Source organism: Streptomyces sp. NPDC059895 (assembly GCF_042731035.1).
Classification (GTDB): domain Bacteria; phylum Actinomycetota; class Actinomycetes; order Streptomycetales; family Streptomycetaceae; genus Streptomyces.
In genome coordinates, this window is record NZ_JBHWKO010000045.1 from 17382 (window position 1) to 34473 (window position 17092).

The 17092-nt window shown below is 73.1% G+C and carries 15 protein-coding genes; 4 read left to right on the forward strand and 11 right to left on the reverse strand.

The window, feature by feature from the left end; translation table 11 throughout:
* Positions 1-46 precede the first annotated feature (46 nt).
* Positions 47-1024 carry an ABC transporter ATP-binding protein gene (locus tag ACFV9M_RS34050; protein ID WP_385071738.1) on the forward strand — a complete coding sequence of 326 codons (978 nt, stop codon included), beginning with the start codon at positions 47-49 and terminating at the stop codon, positions 1022-1024.
* Complete coding sequence (locus ACFV9M_RS34055) at positions 1011-1973, forward strand: ABC transporter permease (RefSeq protein WP_385071736.1); 963 nt, start codon at positions 1011-1013, stop codon at positions 1971-1973. The genes ACFV9M_RS34050 and ACFV9M_RS34055 overlap by 14 nt, the downstream gene beginning before the upstream one ends.
* On the opposite strand, the gene ACFV9M_RS34060 is transcribed toward ACFV9M_RS34055, so the two are convergent.
* The 3 genes from ACFV9M_RS34060 to ACFV9M_RS34070 form a co-directional block, all read right to left on the reverse strand.
* Positions 1963-2580, reverse strand: a complete 618-nt coding sequence (locus ACFV9M_RS34060; RefSeq protein ID WP_385071733.1) for a flavodoxin family protein — start codon at positions 2578-2580, stop codon at positions 1963-1965. The genes ACFV9M_RS34055 and ACFV9M_RS34060 overlap by 11 nt on opposite strands.
* Positions 2581-2642: 62 nt before the next feature.
* A complete protein-coding gene (locus ACFV9M_RS34065; protein ID WP_385071775.1) occupies positions 2643-4061 on the reverse strand; it encodes an amidase family protein in 1419 nt (472 codons plus the stop codon).
* A gap of 53 nt (positions 4062-4114) precedes the next feature.
* Positions 4115-4645: a DUF6668 family protein gene (locus ACFV9M_RS34070; RefSeq protein WP_385071731.1), complete on the reverse strand. Its 531-nt coding sequence runs from the start codon at positions 4643-4645 to the stop codon at positions 4115-4117.
* 177 nt (positions 4646-4822) lie between these two features.
* On the opposite strand from ACFV9M_RS34070, the gene ACFV9M_RS34075 reads away from it, so the two are divergent.
* A complete protein-coding gene (locus ACFV9M_RS34075; protein ID WP_385071728.1) occupies positions 4823-6058 on the forward strand; it encodes a tetratricopeptide repeat protein in 1236 nt (411 codons plus the stop codon).
* A gap of 134 nt (positions 6059-6192) precedes the next feature.
* Here ACFV9M_RS34075 and ACFV9M_RS34080 read toward each other — a convergent pair whose 3' ends face one another.
* From ACFV9M_RS34080 to ACFV9M_RS34090, 3 genes are all read right to left on the reverse strand, one after another.
* A complete protein-coding gene (locus ACFV9M_RS34080; RefSeq protein ID WP_385071725.1) occupies positions 6193-6675 on the reverse strand; it encodes a VOC family protein in 483 nt (160 codons plus the stop codon).
* A 114-nt stretch (positions 6676-6789) separates the two neighbouring features.
* Entirely contained in the window at positions 6790-7959 is a 1170-nt protein-coding gene (gene rarD, locus ACFV9M_RS34085; RefSeq protein WP_385071722.1) for an EamA family transporter RarD, read from the reverse strand.
* A 265-nt stretch (positions 7960-8224) separates the two neighbouring features.
* Entirely contained in the window at positions 8225-9085 is an 861-nt protein-coding gene (locus tag ACFV9M_RS34090) for an SDR family oxidoreductase (RefSeq protein WP_385071721.1), read from the reverse strand.
* A gap of 122 nt (positions 9086-9207) precedes the next feature.
* On the opposite strand from ACFV9M_RS34090, the gene ACFV9M_RS34095 reads away from it, so the two are divergent.
* The gene (locus tag ACFV9M_RS34095) at positions 9208-9612 is read left to right on the forward strand and encodes a winged helix-turn-helix transcriptional regulator (RefSeq protein ID WP_385071718.1); all 405 of its coding nucleotides are present in this window, start codon (positions 9208-9210) and stop codon (positions 9610-9612) included.
* 22 nt (positions 9613-9634) lie between these two features.
* Here the strand turns inward: ACFV9M_RS34095 and ACFV9M_RS34100 are convergent, their stop codons facing one another.
* The 5 genes from ACFV9M_RS34100 to ACFV9M_RS34120 form a co-directional block, all read right to left on the reverse strand.
* On the reverse strand, positions 9635-10723 hold the full coding sequence (locus ACFV9M_RS34100) for a 2-oxoacid:ferredoxin oxidoreductase subunit beta (protein ID WP_385071716.1): 1089 nt from the start codon (positions 10721-10723) through the stop codon (positions 9635-9637).
* Positions 10716-12644 carry a 2-oxoacid:acceptor oxidoreductase subunit alpha gene (locus ACFV9M_RS34105; protein ID WP_385071714.1) on the reverse strand — a complete coding sequence of 643 codons (1929 nt, stop codon included), beginning with the start codon at positions 12642-12644 and terminating at the stop codon, positions 10716-10718. The genes ACFV9M_RS34100 and ACFV9M_RS34105 overlap by 8 nt, the downstream gene beginning before the upstream one ends.
* 302 nt (positions 12645-12946) lie before the next feature.
* Positions 12947-13618, reverse strand: coding sequence for a LuxR C-terminal-related transcriptional regulator (locus ACFV9M_RS34110; protein WP_385071711.1), 672 nt, complete (start codon positions 13616-13618; stop codon positions 12947-12949).
* A 265-nt stretch (positions 13619-13883) separates the two neighbouring features.
* The gene (locus ACFV9M_RS34115; RefSeq protein WP_385071709.1) at positions 13884-15290 is read right to left on the reverse strand and encodes a sensor histidine kinase; all 1407 of its coding nucleotides are present in this window, start codon (positions 15288-15290) and stop codon (positions 13884-13886) included.
* A 115-nt stretch (positions 15291-15405) separates the two neighbouring features.
* Positions 15406-16599, reverse strand: coding sequence for a sensor histidine kinase (locus ACFV9M_RS34120; RefSeq protein ID WP_385071707.1), 1194 nt, complete (start codon positions 16597-16599; stop codon positions 15406-15408).
* Positions 16600-17092: the final 493 nt, after the last annotated feature.

Below are 17092 nucleotides of genomic sequence, written 5' to 3' on the forward strand. Positions count from 1 at the left end.
ACAAGCGGCCTGACGGTCACCAGTGGACAGCGGATCGGGGGAGCCGATGGACGACGACGCGGCGGAGGCACCCGGGGCGGCGCCGGAGGCGGGAGACACCGTCATCCACACCCGCGCCCTCACCAAGCGCTACCGCGGCGGGCAGCTCGCCGTCGACGGCCTCGACCTGGCCGTCCCGGCGGGCAGCGTCTTCGGCTTCCTCGGCCCGAACGGCTCCGGCAAGACCACCACGATCCGCATGCTGATGGGCCTCGTCGAACCGACCTCCGGTACGGCCCGGGTGCTCGGGCGGCCCATGCCACGGGCCGCCCGCACCGTCCTTCCGCATGTCGGAGCCCTCATCGAGGGCCCGGCCCTCTACGGCTTCCTGTCCGGCCGCGACAACCTCCTGCGCTACGACGCCGCCGACCCGACCGCCGATCCGCGCACCCGGCGCCCGCGCGTGGCGGCGGCACTGGAGCGGGTGGGGCTGACGGCCGCCGCCGGCAAGAAGGCGAAGGCGTACTCGCTCGGCATGAAGCAGCGGCTGGGCCTCGCCGCGGCCCTGCTCCAGCCCCGCCGCCTGCTCGTCCTCGACGAGCCGACCAACGGCCTCGACCCGCAGGGCATGCGCGAGATCCGCGTCCTCGTCCGCGAGCTGGCCGCCGACGGCACCACCGTCTTCCTCTCCTCCCACCTCCTCGACGAGATCGAGCAGGTCTGCACGCACGCGGCCGTGATGGCGCGCGGACGCCTCCTCGTCCAGGGCCGGGTGGCCGACCTGGCGCACCGGGCACGCGGCCGGCTCGTCGTGACCACCCCGGACCCGGCGGACGCGGCCCACGTGCTGAAGGAACAGGGGGTGGGCGACGTCGTCGTCACCGAGGACCGGGTGACGGGCGAACCCGGCGACCTGGAACTCTCCGACCTGAACGCCGCGTTGGTGACGGCGGGCGTCCGGGTGCGCGGCTTCGGCGCGGAGCGGGCCTCGCTGGAGGAGGCGTTCGTGGCACTCACGGGGGAGGGGTTCGATGTCGCGGGCTGAAACGGCCGCAACGGCGTCCACGGCTGAAACGGCCGCAACGGCGTCCACGGCTGAAACGGCGGCAACGGCCGCACCGGTGCGGGCCGAGGGCGTCCGAGGGACCCGCCCGTTGTGGACCCTCGGCCTCTTCCGCAGCGAACTGACCGTCACCCTCCGTCGCTGGCGCACCCTCGCCCTGCTGGCCGTACTGGCGGCCGTGCCGGTCCTGGTCGGGATCGCCGTGAAGATCGAGACCGGGGACGGCTCCACGGCCGGGCAGCGGGGCGGCGGCGGTGAGGCGCCGGCCTTCATGGCGCAGATCACCAACAACGGCCTGTTCCTGGTGTTCACCGCGCTCGCGGCCACGCTGCCGTTCTTCCTGCCGATGGCCGTGGGGGTCGTCGCGGGCGACGCGCTCGCCGGTGAGGCGAACGCCGGCACCCTGCGCTACCTCCTGGTGGCCCCCGCCGGCCGCACCCGCCTCCTGCTCGCCAAGTACGCGGTCACGGTGGCCTTCTGTTTGCTGGCCACCTTCGTCGTCACGGTGTCGGCGCTCGCGGTCGGCGCGCTGCTGTTCCCGCTCGGCGACCTCACGACGATCTCCGGCACCCGCATCTCCTTCGCCGACGGCCTGGCGCGGGCCCTGCTGATCGCGTTGTCCGTAGCCGCCTCCCTGCTCGGCGTGGCCGCGCTCGGCCTGTTCGTCTCCACGCTCACCGACAGCGGCATCGCGGCGATGGCGACGACCGTGGGGCTGCTGATCACCGTCCAGATCCTCGACCAGATCCCTCAACTGCACGCGATCCAGCCGTATCTGTTCTCCCACTACTGGCTGTCCTTCGCCGACCTGATGCGCGATCCCGTCTACTGGGAGGAACTGCGCAGGAACTTCGGCCTGCAGGCCCTGTACGTGGCCGTCTTCGGCTCGGCGGCGTGGGCGCGGTTCACGACGAGGGACATCACCGCGTAGTCGGCTCCGTCCCGGGCTCCGGCTCGGTCTCGTAGGGGAAGCGCGCCAGGGGCGCCTCCCGGGCGAAGAACGTCTTGGCGCGCGCGAGCGCCTCCGTGTCGTTCAGGACGTCACCGGGCTTGCTGCCGTTGCCGAGCAGCACTCCGCCGAACCGCATCCCCATGTACGCGGCCGAGTTGTGCAGCGCGCCGACCAGCGGGTCGGCGACCACCGACTCCTCGTGGGCGAGCGCGGTGACCCCCCACAGCGTGCGGCCGGCGAGCGTCGCCTTGAAGTCCAGGCCGGGGGTGCGCAGCCAGCCCGACCAGTAGTCCAGGTAGCGCTTGGTGTGGCCGGAGAGCGTGTACCAGTACAGGGGCGAGGCGATCACGATGTCGGTCGCCGCGAGCGTGGCGTCGAGCAGCAGGCCCGCGTTGCCCTCGGTGGGGCGGACGTGGTCCTCGTCGTGACGCAGGTCCTCGAAGTCGGGCAACGGGTGCTCGGCGAGGGCGAGCCACCGCTGTTCGACGTCGGCGGGCAGTTGTTCGGCGGCCCGGCGGGCCAGCAGTTCGGTGTTGCCGGCGCTGCGGGCGCTGCCCAGCAGGAACAGGAAACGGCGGGTGCTCACGGTCTTCCCCCAGATGGTAGGCGTGCAGCAGTAAGACGCCTGTACACTATATGCGCATGCAACTACATCCGCCAGGGCTGGTCGGACGACGGCCGTTCGCCGAGGCCGCCGCCGGGCACCAGGACCCCGGTCGCCGCCTCCGCACGCGCCGCCACGGAGAGGAGCAGCGCCTCCCGCCCGTGCGGCGCCACGGCCTGGAGTCCCGCCGGGCAGCCGTCCGGGCCGATCCCCGCCGGGAGGCTGACCGCCGGATGCCCGCTGAGGTTGAACGCCCAGGTGAGCGCCGTCGAGTAGCGCTCGCCCGGCCCCTCGTGGCCGTGCGGCGGATGGGGCGTCGTGGGGGTCAGCAGCAGGTCGGCCCGCGCGAAGAACGCGGCCAGCCGGGAGTCGTTGACCCTCCGGACGGCCCCGGCGAGACCGCCGCCACCTCCGCTGCCGGCACCGGCACCGGCACCGGCACCCGCCCCGGCCCCGGCCCCGGCACCGGCCCCGGCACCGGCACCGGCACCGGCACCCGCCCCGGCCCCGGCGGCGCGGAGCGCCAGCCACGCCGGGCCGGGATCCTCCAGCCGCAGCGGCACCTCGGGGCGCAGCAGCCGCACGACACCGGCGTCCGCGAGGCGAACGGCGGCGGCGCGGGCCAGGGCCACGGGCTCCGGGTCGGGACCGGCGAACCCGAGGTCGGGGGAGAAGACGGCGGTGGGCGCATGGGTGGTGGGCGGATCGGTGGTGGGCGCATGGGTGGTGGGCGGATCGGTGGTGGGCGCATGGGTGGTGGGCGGATCGGTGGTGGGTGCATGGGTGGTGGGCGGATCGGTGACGGGTGGGTCGGACCGGGATGCGTCGAGCGCGCCGGACACTCCCGCCGCCGCCCCGGCCATCACCCGCCAGTAGGCCTCCGCGTCCGCCGCGTACCGCGCGAGCACGCCGGGCGCCGCCAGCCCCGTAGGGTCGGCCGACGGGAGGCGGCCCCCGGTGACCTTCAGGCCGAGGACCCCGCACCACGCCGCCGGGATCCGCACCGACCCCGCCCCGTCGCTGCCGGTCGCCAGCGGCACCAGGCCGGCCGCGACCGCCGCCGCGGAACCGGCCGAGGAGCCACCCGGCGTGCGGTCGGCACGCCAGGGGTTGACGGTACGGCCGTGCGCTCCGAGCCCCCAGGTCTGCCATGCGGTACCCGGCCCGGGCACGGCGGTCGCGCCCACCGGCACGCATCCGGCGTCGGTCAGCGGCCCCGCCGCCCGCAGCCCGTACCGCCCCTTGACGCCGATCGGCACCCCGGCCAGCGGCAGCCGCTCACCCGCGGCGACCCGCACGTCGACCTCGGCCGCCGCCGCCATCGCCGCCTCCTCCCACACCTCGACGAAGGCGCACACCGCATGGTCGGCCCGCCGGATCCGCTCCAGCGCCCCGGCGACGGCGTCGACGGCCCGCAGCCGCCCAGCCCGCACGGCGTCGGCGATCCCGACGGCGGGAGGCAGCGGAGGGAACGACGGCGGGAACGGCGGAGGGAACGGTGGCGGGGCGGGCGGGGTCAGCGGGCCCGCCGAGTGGTCGTGCCGGTGAGGCGGCACAGCGGCTCGGTCTCGCGGGGCGGCTCCCCCGACAGGTCGCCGAGGCGCCAGGACGGAACCCAGGGCACGCGGTACACGTCGATGGCCGACTCGATCGGCCGGATCAGCTGGGCGAGCGGCCGTGGCAGGCGGCCTGGGGCGTCCGCGACGAGGACGACCGCCTCCAGGTCGAGTCCGGCCGGCGCCTCCGCGCGCCGGAAGACCTCCAGGGTCCGCAGGGCGGACTCGATGCCGGTCGCGTGCGTCCGGGCGGCCAGCAGGACGGACGAGGGCGCGTGGGCGCCCGGCCAGTCGCGTCCGCAGTCGTGACCGCCGTAGACGGCGGCGAGCGTGGAGGTTCCGGCCCCGCCGTGGGCGGCGAGCCACGAGAAGCGCCGGGGAGTGGCGGTCGGGGCCGCCCCGGACTCGTACGGCCCCGGTACCGGTCCCGGCGCGGCCACCGGTCCGCGGATCCAGATCTCCGGTCCACGCTGCCCGTCCGTCGTCCGCATGTCCGTGCTCCTCCTCGTACTGACTGTGCGGGCCGCTCCTTGGAACGAGCCTGTGACGTCGTGGTGACGTCGGGAAAGGGAGCGGGCGGAGAAACTCAACAGTACGTGTACGTGTGCGTGCACGGATCATGAGCACCAGGTACGTGCACGGGATACGTGTCCGAGTGAGGAAGACCGATGTCGCGACTCAGCCGCGAGAAGAAGCGGGAACAGCAGCACGCCGGGCGGCAGGCCGCGGTGGTGGCGCCGCTCGACGTGCACGTGTCCGGGGCCGGGCCGGCGACGATCGGCGGTGTCCCCGTCGTCCCGGCCGACGGCCAGGAGGTGCAGCACGCCGTCCTGGGCCACCTGCACCGCATCGCCCTGGCCACCGGCCATCCGGTCGCCGCCACCGTGCACGACGAGCGCATCGGCTACGTCGTTCCCCTGCGCGTCGAACCGAACGGTTCCAGCCATTTCGCGGGCGAGCCGCTGCGCGTGGCGCCGCCGCAGCAGCCGCCCGCGCCACCCCGCCACGACAAGCCCACGCACACCTTGCGATCCGTGCCCGAACCGGTGCACGAGACGGCTCCCACCTTCCCCCTGCGCACCGTCCCGGAGCCCCGCCCCTCAATCCCCCCTCAGTCGCAGTCGCTCCCCCCGTCGCACCCGCGGGACGACGTCCCGGCCCCCGGCACGGTCGTCGCCCCGACGGGCGTCTTCGGTCCGCCGCCCGCGATGGACACCTCGCCGCCCCCGATGGACACCCCTCCGCCCGCGGACACCGGCCGCACTCCCGACGCCGGACCGGAATCCGCCGGCGGCCCCGTCCTCGGCCACGCCCTCGGCTCCCACCCCGACTCGGATCCCGACCCCAAGCCGACTCCCGCCCGCGGCTTCGACGCCGTCGCGGAGGCCGTGCTCGGCGACGACCCCCGCTCGCTCCCGGGTGACGGCGACGCGCCCGCACTCCTCGCGGAGCCGATGGCGCAGATCAACGCGGCTGTGCGGGCGGGCCGGACGCAGGCGGCGGCCGAGCTCGCGGAGCGGACCGTCGCACAGGCCTCGGGGACGCTGGGGCCGGAGCACCCCGAAGTGCTCCGGCTGCGTGAACTCAGCGCGTACATCGCCTACCTGTCGGCGGACCCGCTCCGGTCCTTCCACCTCTCCCTCGACCTGGCCCGGATCCACCACCGCGCTCGGGACACGGAGGCCGCGTACGGCAACGTCCTGAGTGCGGCGACGGCCTGGCGCGCTGTGCGCGACCCCTTGCAGGGGCTCAACCTGGGTACCGAACTCCTCGCACTGTGGACGGAGCTGACCACCGAGGAAGGGCCGGCTGCCGAGGACGTGGAGCAGTTGGAGTCGGCACGCGCCCGGATGACGCGGCTGGCCGAGCGGGCCCGGAACTCCGGTTCACTCCCGCGCGGTTGAGCCGGGGGCCGGGGGCCGGGGGCCGGGGCCATGGGGTCCGGGGGCGGGGCGAGGGGCCCGGGGCCATGGGGTCCGGGGGCGGGGCGAGGGGCTCGGGGGCCGGGCCGGGAGCCGCCCCAGGTCCATGTCCGCGCTCACTGCACGCAGAACTCGTTCCCCTCCGGGTCCGCCATCACCACCCACTCCCCGGACGGATCCCTCACCTCCCGCAGCACACTCGCCCCCAGCGCCGTCAGCCGTTCGACCTCGGCCGCTCGCCGCCCGTCGCCGGGATGCAGATCGAGGTGGAGCCGGTTCTTGCCCGTCTTCGCCTCCGGCACCCGCTGGAACAGCAGCCGCCGCCCGAGCCCCGTCCCACGGTCCGGGTCGAACGGGTCCTCGGGATGCCGTACGGCGATCAGGTCCCGGAAGGCGGGCCGGCCGTGGTGCTCCACCGTCGCCTCACCCTTCAGCGCGCCGAGTTCCAGCAGCCGCTCGATGAACGCGCTGTTGTCCTCCACCTCGTAGCGCAGCGCGGCGGCCCAGAAATCGGCCTGGGCGTGCGGGTCGGCGCTGTCGACGACGAGCTTCCAGTGCACGGGTGCGGGTGCGGGTGCGGGCGTCGGTGTCTCCGTCATGGGGCCAGTTATAGGGCTCCGGCCGCGCTGACCCGAAGCCTCCGCGCGCCCGCGCGCGTCGCGGACCGCACGGACGCCCGCCCCACCGACCGGCGTCCCGGCGCCGACCGCCGCCTACGGCTTGGCGGCGGGAGCGGTGGCGGTGGCGGTGGCCGAAGCCGAAGCCGGAGCCGAACCCGAGGCCGGAGCCGAAGCCGAAGCCGAAGCCGAGGCCGGAAGCGGAGTCGAAGCCGGAAGCGGAGTCGAAGCCTGCCCCTGCTCCGGCGTTTCCGCCCCGGCCGCCCCACTCCTCGGCGTTCGTACCGCCCCGACGCCGACGCCGCTGCCGGCCCCGGCCCCGGCGGTGTCCGTCGCGGCAAGGGGGCCGGACGTGCCGACGGCGAGCGCGCGGGCCGACCGGCGGGCCGTGCGCAGCGCGTCCGCGGTGAGCAGGGTCAGCGCCAGCCATACCAGGGCGAACCCGGCCCAGCGCTCGGGCGGCATGGCCTCGTGGAAGTAGAGGACGCCGAGCAGGAACTGGAAGACCGGCGCCAGGTACTGCAACAGCCCCAGAGTGGACAGCGGCACGCGGATCGCCGCCGCGCCGAAGCAGACGAGCGGGAGCGCGGTGACGACGCCGGTGGAGGCGAGCAGGACGGCGTGCCCGGTGCCCTCGCCCGTGAAAGTGGAGCCGCCGTCGGCGGACAGCCACAGCAGGTAGCCGAGAGCGGGCAGGAACTGGATCGCCGTCTCGGCGGCCAGCGACTCCACCCCGCCGAGGTTGACCTTCTTCTTCACCAGCCCGTACGTGGCGAAGGAGAACGCGAGACACAGGGAGATCCACGGCGGGCGGCCGTAGCCGATGGTCAGCACCAGCACCGCGGCGAAACCCACGCCGACCGCCGCCCACTGCACGGGCCGCAGCCGCTCCTTGAGGAGCAGCACGCCCATGGCGATGGTGACCAGCGGGTTGATGAAGTAGCCGAGGGATGCCTCGACCACGTGCCCGCTGTTCACCGCCCATATGTAGACGCCCCAGTTGACGGTGATGACGGCCGCGGCGATCGCGACCAGACCCAGCCGGCGCGGCTGCCGCAGCAGCTCACCGGCCCACGCCCAGCGCCGCACGACCACCAGCGCCGCCGCGACGAAGAAGAGGGACCACACCATGCGGTGGGCGAGGATCTCCAACGCGCCGGCGGGCTTGAGCAGCGGCCAGAAGAGCGGCACGAGCCCCCACATCCCGTAGGCCGCGAAGCCGTTCAACAGGCCGGTACGGCCCTCACCCCTCGACGTCCCGGCCACAGGGTCCTCCTTCTCACGACAGGCATGCGTGAACGAAGGTAACGCCGGGCACCCCGGCCTGTCATGCCCGTATCGGCATACGGTCATGACAGGCGGGGGCGGAAGGGGGCGGCGGGGTGCGTGCGCAGCACCCTGCGCCGGCCGACGACCCGACGGGCCTATAGGCCGACGACCCGATGACCCGACAGGCCGACGACCCGACAGGCCGATGACCCGACAGGCCGACGACCCGATGGCCAGACGACCCGACGACCCGACGGGTCGATCAGCTCTCGTCCTTGAGCGCGGCCGCGATCGCCTCGGAGAGCGGTGTGGTCGGGCGGCCCGCCAGGCGGGACAGGTCGCCGGTCGAGACGACCAGCTCGCCCTTCTCGATCGACGCGTCCACCCCGGCGAGGATCGCCGCGAGCGGCTCGGGCAGCCCGGCGCCGGTCAGGACGCCGGTGAGGGCCTCGGTCGACACGGCGTTGTAGGTGATCTCCCGGCCGGTCCGCCGGCTCAGCTCCGCCGCGTACTCCGCGAAGCTCCACGCCTCGTCGCCCCCCAGCTCGTACGTCTTGTTCTCGTGGCCCTCGCCGGTCAGCACGGCGACCGCGGCCGCCGCGTAGTCCGCGCGGGACGCGGAGGAGACCCGGCCCTCGCCCGCGGCCGCGACCACCGCGCCGTGCTCGAGCACCGGGGCGAGCTGCTCGGTGTAGTTCTCGTGGTACCAGCCGTTGCGCAGCAGCGTGTACGGCAGCCCGGAGGCGAGCAGGACGTCCTCGGTGGCCCGGTGGTCGTCGGCCAGCGCGGCGGTGAGGCTGCCCGGGGCACTGGTGTAGGCGAGCAGGGCGACACCGGCCGCCTTTGCGGCGTCGATGACGACCTGGTGCTGCCGCGGGCGGCCCTTGTCGAACTCGTTGCCCGAGATCAGCAGCACCCTGTCCCCGGCGGCGAACAGCCCCTCGAAGGTCTCGGGGGCGTTGTAGTCGGCGACCGCGAGCCGCACCCCGCGGGCCGCGAGACCGGCGGCCTTCGCCTCGTCGCGGACGACGGCGGTGATCTGCTCCGCCGGAACCTTCTCCAGCAGCTGCTTCACGACGTGGCGGCCCAGGTGTCCGGTGGCTCCGGTGACGACGATGCTCATGGCGAGAACTCCTTGCGGGATGCGCGGCAGGGGGCCGGCGGTACGGGGGTGTGCGATCTGGTGCCAACCCTAGGAGGGGCGCTAACTATTCGAAAGTACCCACTTTGAAGTAAGGTACTGGCATGGCAGTAATCAATCAGGTGGGGACTGACGATGCGGGCATGTGTCCGTCCCGGCTCGTCCTGGAACACGTCACCAGCCGCTGGGGCGTCCTCGTCCTGATGGAGTTGCTCGACCGCCCGCACCGCTTCGGCGAGCTGCGCCGGGTGATCAGCCGGTTCGGCCGGACCGTCAGCGAGAAGATGCTCACGCAGACCCTCCAGACGCTGGAGCGCGACGGCCTGGTCCACCGGGACGCCAAGCCCGTGATCCCGCCGCGCGTCGACTACTCGCTCACCGAGCTGGGCCGCGAGGCCGCCGTGCAGGTGACGGCCCTGGCGAACTGGACGGCGGAGCGGCTGGCCGACGTCCAGGAGGCCCGCCGGGCATACGACGAGGCCCGGGACATCCCGTCCCGGGCCTCCTGAACCACCGCCGCTCCGGGCCGTCTCAGCCGACGACCGTCCAGGTGTCCCCGCCGGCCAGCAGCGCCGCCAGGTCGCCCTTGCCGTGCTGCTCGACCGCGGTGTCGAGCTGTTCGGCCATCTGGGTGTCGTAGACCGGCCGTTCGACGGCGCGGAACACCCCGATGGGCGTGTTGCGCAGGGTGTCCGGATCGGCGAGGCGGGAGAGGGCGAACGCGGTCGTCGGGGACGCGGAGCGCGCGTCGTGGACCAGCACCTCCGCCTCGTTCTCCTCGGTCACGGCGACGATGCGCAGATCACCGGTGGCCCGGTCCCGTACGACACCCTTCGAGCCGTCGGTGCCGAACCGGACCGGCTGCCCGTGCTCCAGCCGGATCACCGCCTCCTCGGCCGACTGCTTGTCCTTCAGCACCTCGAACGCGCCGTCGTTGAAGATGTTGCAGTTCTGGTAGATCTCGACGAGGGCCGTGCCGGGGTGGGCGGCGGCCTGGCGCAGCACCTCCGTCAGGTGCTTGCGGTCGGAGTCGACGGTCCGCGCCACGAACGACGCCTCCGCGCCGAGGGCCAGGGAGACCGGGTTGAAGGGCGCGTCGAGCGAGCCCATCGGCGTCGACTTGGTGATCTTGCCGACTTCGGAGGTGGGGGAGTACTGGCCCTTGGTCAGCCCGTAGATCCGGTTGTTGAACAGCAGGATCTTCAGGTTGACGTTGCGGCGCAGGGCGTGGATCAGATGGTTGCCGCCGATGGAGAGGGCGTCGCCGTCCCCGGTGACGACCCACACGCTCAGGTCCTGCCGGGAGGCGGCCAGACCGGTGGCGATGGCGGGTGCCCGCCCGTGGATGGAGTGCATGCCGTACGTGTTCATGTAGTACGGGAAGCGGGAAGAGCAGCCGATGCCGGAGACGAAGACGATGTTCTCCCTGGCCAGGCCCAGTTCCGGCATGAAGCCCTGGACGGCGGCGAGGATCGCGTAGTCACCGCAGCCGGGGCACCAGCGCACTTCCTGGTCGGACTTGAAGTCCTTCATGGACTGCCGGGCCTCGGCCTTCGGCACGAGCGAGAGCGCCTCGATCGTGCCCGTGCCTGCCCCGGACGAACCGGTCGTCTCAGCCATCGATGGCCTCCTTGAGCGCGGTGGCGAGCTGCTCCGCCTTGAACGGCATGCCGTTGACCTGGTTGTACGAGTGCGCGTCGACCAGATACCTCGCCCGGATCAGGGTGGCGAGCTGGCCCAGGTTCATTTCGGGGATCACGACTGCGTCGTACGCCTCCAGCACCGCCCCCAGATTCTTCGGGAAGGGGTTGAGATGCCGCAGATGGGCCTGCGCGATGCTCTCCCCGGCCGCCCGCAGCCGCCGTACGGCCGCCGTGATCGGCCCGTACGTGGAGCCCCAGCCCAGCACCAGGGTGCGCGCCCCCTGCGGGTCGTCGACCTCGAGGTCGGGGACGTCGATGCCGTCGATCTTCGCCTGGCGGGTGCGGACCATGAGGTCGTGGTTGGCGGGGTCGTAGGAGATGTTGCCGGTGCCGTCCTGTTTCTCGATGCCGCCGATGCGGTGCTCCAGGCCGGGGGTGCCCGGGACCGCCCACGGCCGTGCGAGGGTCTGCGGATCCCGCTTGTACGGCCAGAAGACCTCGCTGCCGTCCTCCAGCGTGTGGTTGGGGCCCTGGGCGAACTGCACGGTCAGGTCCGGAAGCTCGTCCGGCTCCGGGATGCGCCAGGGTTCCGAGCCGTTGGCGAGGTAGCCGTCGGAGAGCAGGAACACCGGAGTGCGGTAGGCGAGCGCGATCCGGGCGGCCTCCAGGGCGGCGTCGAAGCAGTCGGCCGGGGTGTGCGGGGCGATCACCGGGACGGGTGCCTCGCCGTTGCGGCCGTACATCGCCTGGAGCAGGTCCGCCTGCTCCGTCTTGGTCGGCAGGCCGGTGGAGGGGCCGCCCCGCTGGATGTCCACCACCAGCAGCGGCAGCTCCAGCGACACCGCGAGCCCGATGGTCTCGGACTTCAGCGCCACACCCGGCCCGCTTGTCGTGGTCACGGCCAGCGAACCGCCGAACGCCGCTCCCAGGGCCGCCCCGATGCCCGCGATCTCGTCCTCGGCCTGGAACGTGCGGACGCCGAAGTTCTTGTGCCGGCTCAGCTCGTGCAGGATGTCGGAGGCCGGGGTGATCGGGTACGAGCCGAGGAAGAGCGGCAGGTCCGCCTGGCGGGAGGCGGCGATCAGGCCGTAGGCCAGGGCCAGGTTCCCGGAGATGTTGCGGTAGGTGCCGACCGGGAAGGCCTTCGCCGCCGGGGCCACCTCGTAGGAGACGGCGAAGTCCTCGGTGGTCTCGCCGAAGTTCCAGCCGGCGCGGAACGCGGCGATGTTGGCGGCCGCGATGTCCGGCTTCTTCGCGAACTTCGACTTCAGGAACTTCTCCGTGCCCTCCGTGGGCCGGTGGTACATCCATGACAAGAGGCCGAGCGCGAACATGTTCTTGCTGCGCTCGGCCTCTTTACGGGTGAGGTCGAAATCTTTCAGGGCCTCGACGGTCAGTGTCGTCAGCGGCACCGGGTGGAGCTGGTAGCCGTCGAGTGAACCGTCCTCCAGCGGTGAGCTGTCGTAGCCCACTTTCTGCATCGCCCGTTTGGTGAACTCGTCCGTGTTGACGATGATCTCCGCCCCGCGCGGCACGTCCCCGATGTTGGCCTTCAGGGCGGCCGGGTTCATCGCGACCAGCACGTTCGGCGCGTCCCCCGGGGTGAGGATGTCGTGGTCGGCGAAGTGCAGCTGGAAGGAGGAGACGCCGGGAAGGGTGCCCGCGGGTGCGCGGATCTCGGCGGGGAAGTTCGGCAGGGTGGACAGGTCGTTGCCGAACGACGCCGTCTCCGAGGTGAAGCGGTCGCCGGTGAGCTGCATACCGTCGCCCGAGTCTCCCGCGAACCTGATGATCACCCGGTCGAGACGACGGACGCTCTTCGTCCCGCCCGGACCGCGCTGCTCTCCCACGACGGTTCCGTCGGCCTGTTCCGCTGTGCTGCTGACCTGACTGGTCACTGAACTGGACCTCCCTCGAGGTGGCTGTCCGGGAGCGGCCTTCCCCAGGCCTCCCCGGATCAACCCTACGTCGGTAAGGGTTGCCTTCCCTCGGCCATTCGTATGACGGTCACTGCCCTGAGACGGCCCGGCGCCCTGACAAGTCATGATTTCGTGCCCTGCCGGTGCTGTGCCGGAAGACGCTCCGACCCACGCGCCGGTTCTGCCGCGACGACCGTCCGGTTCACGGCTCGGTCATGGAGCCGGCCGGCGCTCGATCGGAGCCCCGGCGCCGGCCCTGACGGGGGCACAGTGCCATCCCGTCACGAATTCAGGTAGGTGAGGACCGCGAGAACGCGTCGGTGATCCCCGTCACTGGGGGACAGCCCCAGCTTGAGGAAGATGTTGCTGACGTGCTTCTCGACCGCTCCGTCGCTCACCACCAGTTGTCTGGCGATCGCCGAGTTCGTCCGCCCCTCGGCCATCAGTCCCAGCACCTCACGCTCCCGCGGGGTCAGCCCCGCGAGCACGTCCTGCTTGCGGCTGCGCCCGAGCAACTGGGCGACCACCTCCGGGTCCAGCGCCGTACCGCCCTCGGCGACCCGCACCACCGCGTCCACGAACTCCCGCACCTCGGCCACCCGGTCCTTGAGCAGATAGCCCACGCCGCGGCTGGAGCCGGCCAGCAGTTCGGTCGCGTACCGCTCCTCGACGTACTGCGACAGCACCAGCACCCCGAGCCCGGGATGCGACCTGCGCAGCTGCACGGCGGCCCGCACCCCCTCGTCGGTGTGGGTCGGCGGCATCCGCACGTCGGCCACCACGACGTCGGGCAGCTCGCCCGCCGCGTCCATCTCGGTGATGGTCTTCACCAGCGCCCCGGCGTCCCCGACCCCCGCCACGACGTCATGCCCCCGGTCGGTCAGCAGCCGGGTCAACCCCTCCCGCAACAACACCGAGTCCTCGGCGATGACCACCCGCACCCTGTTCTCCACGATCTCCGGCCCCCCAGCGCTTCCGCGTCCGTCGTCGGCCCTCAGTATCGCGCGATCCGCTCCTCGCCACCGGGCCTGTGGACAGATCCCCCCCGAGCCTGTGGACAGACCGGACATGCCTGTGGACGGACGGACGGCCGGACGGACGGCCGGACGGACAGCTGGACGACTGGACGGCTGGACGGCTGGACGGCTGGACGCCGGCTGTCCGGGAGAGGTTCGGGTTGCTCCGGGCGTCCGGCCCGTCTCTAAGGCGTCCGGGCGCCTATACGTGCCTTGCCGTCTCAGAGGCGTCCGGCCCCCTGGAGGTGCCTGTCCGGGCCGACCGCCAGGGAAGCTCCGCCGTCACCTTGGTCGGCCCGCCGGCCGGGGAGTCCACCAGCAGGATCCCGTCCACCGCGTCCAGCCGTTCGGCCAGACCCGCCAGGCCCGAGCCGGCGGAGGCGTCCGCGCCGCCCTCGCCGTCGTCGGCGACCTGCACCAGCAGCCGGTTCTCCACCCGCCACACGTCGACGGAGGCCGACCGCGCCCGGCTGTGCTTGCTGACGTTCTGCAGCAGCTCGGAGACGGTGAAGTAGGCGATGCCCTCGATGGCCGGCGCCGGGCGTTCCGCGAGGTCGACCTCCACCGTCACCGGCACCGTGCACCGCGAGGCCACCGCCGACAGCGCCGCGTCCAGGCCGCGGTCGGTCAGGACGGCCGGGTGGATGCCCCGCGCCAGGTCCCGCAGCTCCCGCAGCGCCGTCTTCACCTCGCCGTGCGCCTCGTCCACCATCCGCGCCGCCGCCCGCGGATCCTCCCGCAGCTTCTCCTTCGCCAGCCCCAGGTCCATCGCCAGCGCCACCAGCCGCGCCTGCGCCCCGTCGTGCAGGTCCCGCTCGATGCGCCGCAGGTCGGCCGCCGCCGTGTCGACCACCACCCCCCGGTCGGACTCCAGCTCCACCACCCGCGACGCCAGCCGCGACGGCCCGAGCAGCCCGTGCACCAGCACCCGGTCCACCGTCGTCAACGCCCGCACGATCCACGGCGTCGCCAGCGTGAACAACAGCCCGACCAGCGCGGTCACCGTGATCTCGAACGGGTTGTCGAGGTAGATCCGGTGCTGCTCGTCCCCGTACAACTGGAGCCCGCCCTGCCCGCCGTACATCGGGAACACCCAGAACCACAGCGGATACGTCAGCATCGCCCAGCCGTACGTCCAGAACGCGACCGCGACGGAGAAGGAGAACACCGCCCACGGCAGGTGCAGCACCGCGTACAGCGCGTGCCGCCAGGACGCGCCGCTCCGGAGCACCGCGCCCATCCAGGCCAGGGCACCGTGCCCGCGCCGGCGCAGCGGCTCGGGCGGCGCCACCTCCAGACCGAGCAGTGCGCGCGCCCGCGCCCGCTCCAGCGAACCGAGGCCCCGGCACCCGGCCAGCCCCGCCGCCAGTACCGGAATGCCGAGGAACGTCACCAGCAGGCCCGCCCCCAGCGACAGCATCGTCACCACGAACGTGAACAGCACGATGCTGATCGGCAGGCTCAGCAGCAGATAGGCGAACTCGCGCCAGGCCCGCGCCTCGACCGGCGCCCGCAGCGCGCGCGGCAGCCGGTGCCGCCGCGCGCCGCCGGTTCCGTGCCCGTCCGGGTACCGCGGGTAGTCCCCGTACTCGCTGTACTGCGTGGCCATCGGCGTGGTCCGTTCTACTCGTCTCGTCCGCGGGTGTCGTCCCCTGTCTCCACCCTCCTCGGACACCGGCCCGTGGACCATGGAGGCCATCGGCGTCCTGGACGGGGGGTTTTCCCTACCTCGCGGATCCGCCCGGGTCGGTCCGGTCACGCCAGGGCAGCTCGGCGGTCACCGTCGTCGGGCCGCCCGGCGGCGAGTCCACGACGAACATGCCGTCCACCGCGCCCAGCCGCTCCGCCAGCCCCCGTATCCCGCTGCCGCCGTCGAGCCGCGCGCCGCCCCGGCCGTCGTCCACGACCTGGATCAGCAGCCGGTTCTCCACCCGCCACACGTCCACGGAGGCCGACCGCGCCCCGCTGTGCTTGCTGACGTTCTGCAGCAGCTCGGAGACGGTGAAGTAGGCGATGCCCTCGATGGCCTGCGCCGGTCTCGACGGCAGGTCGGCCATCACCGTGACCGGCACCGCGCACCGCGAGGCCACCGCCGACAGCGCCGCGTCCAGGCCGCGGTCGGTCAGGACGGCCGGATGGATGCCCCGGGCGAGATCACGCAGCTCCTGCAACGCCAGCTTCACCTCGCCGTGCGCCTCCTCGACCATCGCCGCGGCCGCGTCCGGGTCCTCCAGCAGCTTCTCCTTCGCCAGCCCCAGCCCCATCGCCAGGTTGACGAGCCGGGCCTGCGCCCCGTCGTGCAGATCCCGCTCGATGCGCCGCAGGTCGGCGGCGGCCGTGTCCACCACGACCCCCCGGTCGGACTCCAGTTCGGCGATCCGCCGCTCCAGCTCGTCGGACGGGGACAGCAGCGCCCGCACCATCGCCCGGTCCGCGTTGGCCAGCCCGCGCGCCAGGAACGGCAGCACCGGCCACAGCACGAACAGCGAGACGAGAACGGTCGTGAAGGTGAGGATCCCCCACGGCAGCCGGACGAAGTCGTACAGCACCGTCCGCCAGGCCACCGGGTCCTTCAGCGCCAGCCACATTCCCTGGAGGAAGTTGCCCGCCCGGCGCAACGGCAGCGGACTCGGCTCGTCGATCCGCACCCCGAGCAGCAGCCGTGCCCGCCCCCGCTCGAACCGGCCGATCAGCCGCGCCCCCAGCAGTCCCAGCGCGAGCAGCGGCAGCCCGGTCACCGTCAGCGTCAACGCGGCGCCCGTGAACAGCACCGTCATCACGTACGTGAAGCCGAACAGCGACATCGGCAGGTTCGCCAGGAGGTGCGTGATCTCCTTCCACGTGTGCGCGTCGTAGGCGAGACGGGCCGGCGGCGGACGGTCGTCGCCTCGCGCCGCACCCCGCCCGGCGACGATCACGGCGGTCGGACGCCCCGCTCCGCTGGTGCCGCCAGGTCCGCCGCTTCCGCCAGGGCCGCCGCTTCCGCCAGGTCCGCCCGTTCCGCCTGCTCCGGGGACACCAGCGGTACCGGCGGTTCCGGTTGCTCCGGCGGTTCCGGCTGGTGCGGAGGCGGGTCCGGTTGCTCCGGCTGCTCCGGCTGCTCCGGCGGTTCCGGCGGTTCCGGCAGGTCCGGGGAAGGCCGGGTGTCCGGTGGCCGTGGCCGTGGCCGGGTGTCCGGTGGCTGCGGCCGCGGGCGGGTGCCCGGTGCCGGGCGCGGGCTGGGATACGGTCATATGCGCTAGCGTGCCGCGTGCCGCGCCACCGCGCCATGGAGTCCGCCGCCCCTGTCGCCTGGGGAAAACCCCACCCCCGTTGCCCCAGACGTGACGGCCTGCTTACCGTGCCTTTATCAGGCCCTAGACTCCCGTGCGTACAGATCGTCGAACAGGCCGAGGCCGAGGAGTGAGGGAC

What these genes read in the sequence shown, in the direction of transcription:
- ACFV9M_RS34050 (WP_385071738.1), top strand. Translation starts at nt 47, where the DNA reads ATGGACGACGACGCGGCGGAGGCACCCGGGGCGGCGCCGGAGGCGGGA.
- ACFV9M_RS34055 (WP_385071736.1), top strand. Translation starts at nt 1,011, where the DNA reads ATGTCGCGGGCTGAAACGGCCGCAACGGCGTCCACGGCTGAAACGGCC.
- ACFV9M_RS34070 (WP_385071731.1), bottom strand. Translation starts at nt 4,645, where the DNA reads ATGCGGACGACGGACGGGCAGCGTGGACCGGAGATCTGGATCCGCGGA.
- ACFV9M_RS34075 (WP_385071728.1), top strand. Translation starts at nt 4,823, where the DNA reads ATGTCGCGACTCAGCCGCGAGAAGAAGCGGGAACAGCAGCACGCCGGG.
- ACFV9M_RS34080 (WP_385071725.1), bottom strand. Translation starts at nt 6,675, where the DNA reads ATGACGGAGACACCGACGCCCGCACCCGCACCCGCACCCGTGCACTGG.
- ACFV9M_RS34090 (WP_385071721.1), bottom strand. Translation starts at nt 9,085, where the DNA reads ATGAGCATCGTCGTCACCGGAGCCACCGGACACCTGGGCCGCCACGTC.
- ACFV9M_RS34095 (WP_385071718.1), top strand. Translation starts at nt 9,208, where the DNA reads ATGGCAGTAATCAATCAGGTGGGGACTGACGATGCGGGCATGTGTCCG.
- ACFV9M_RS34100 (WP_385071716.1), bottom strand. Translation starts at nt 10,723, where the DNA reads ATGGCTGAGACGACCGGTTCGTCCGGGGCAGGCACGGGCACGATCGAG.
- ACFV9M_RS34115 (WP_385071709.1), bottom strand. Translation starts at nt 15,290, where the DNA reads ATGGCCACGCAGTACAGCGAGTACGGGGACTACCCGCGGTACCCGGAC.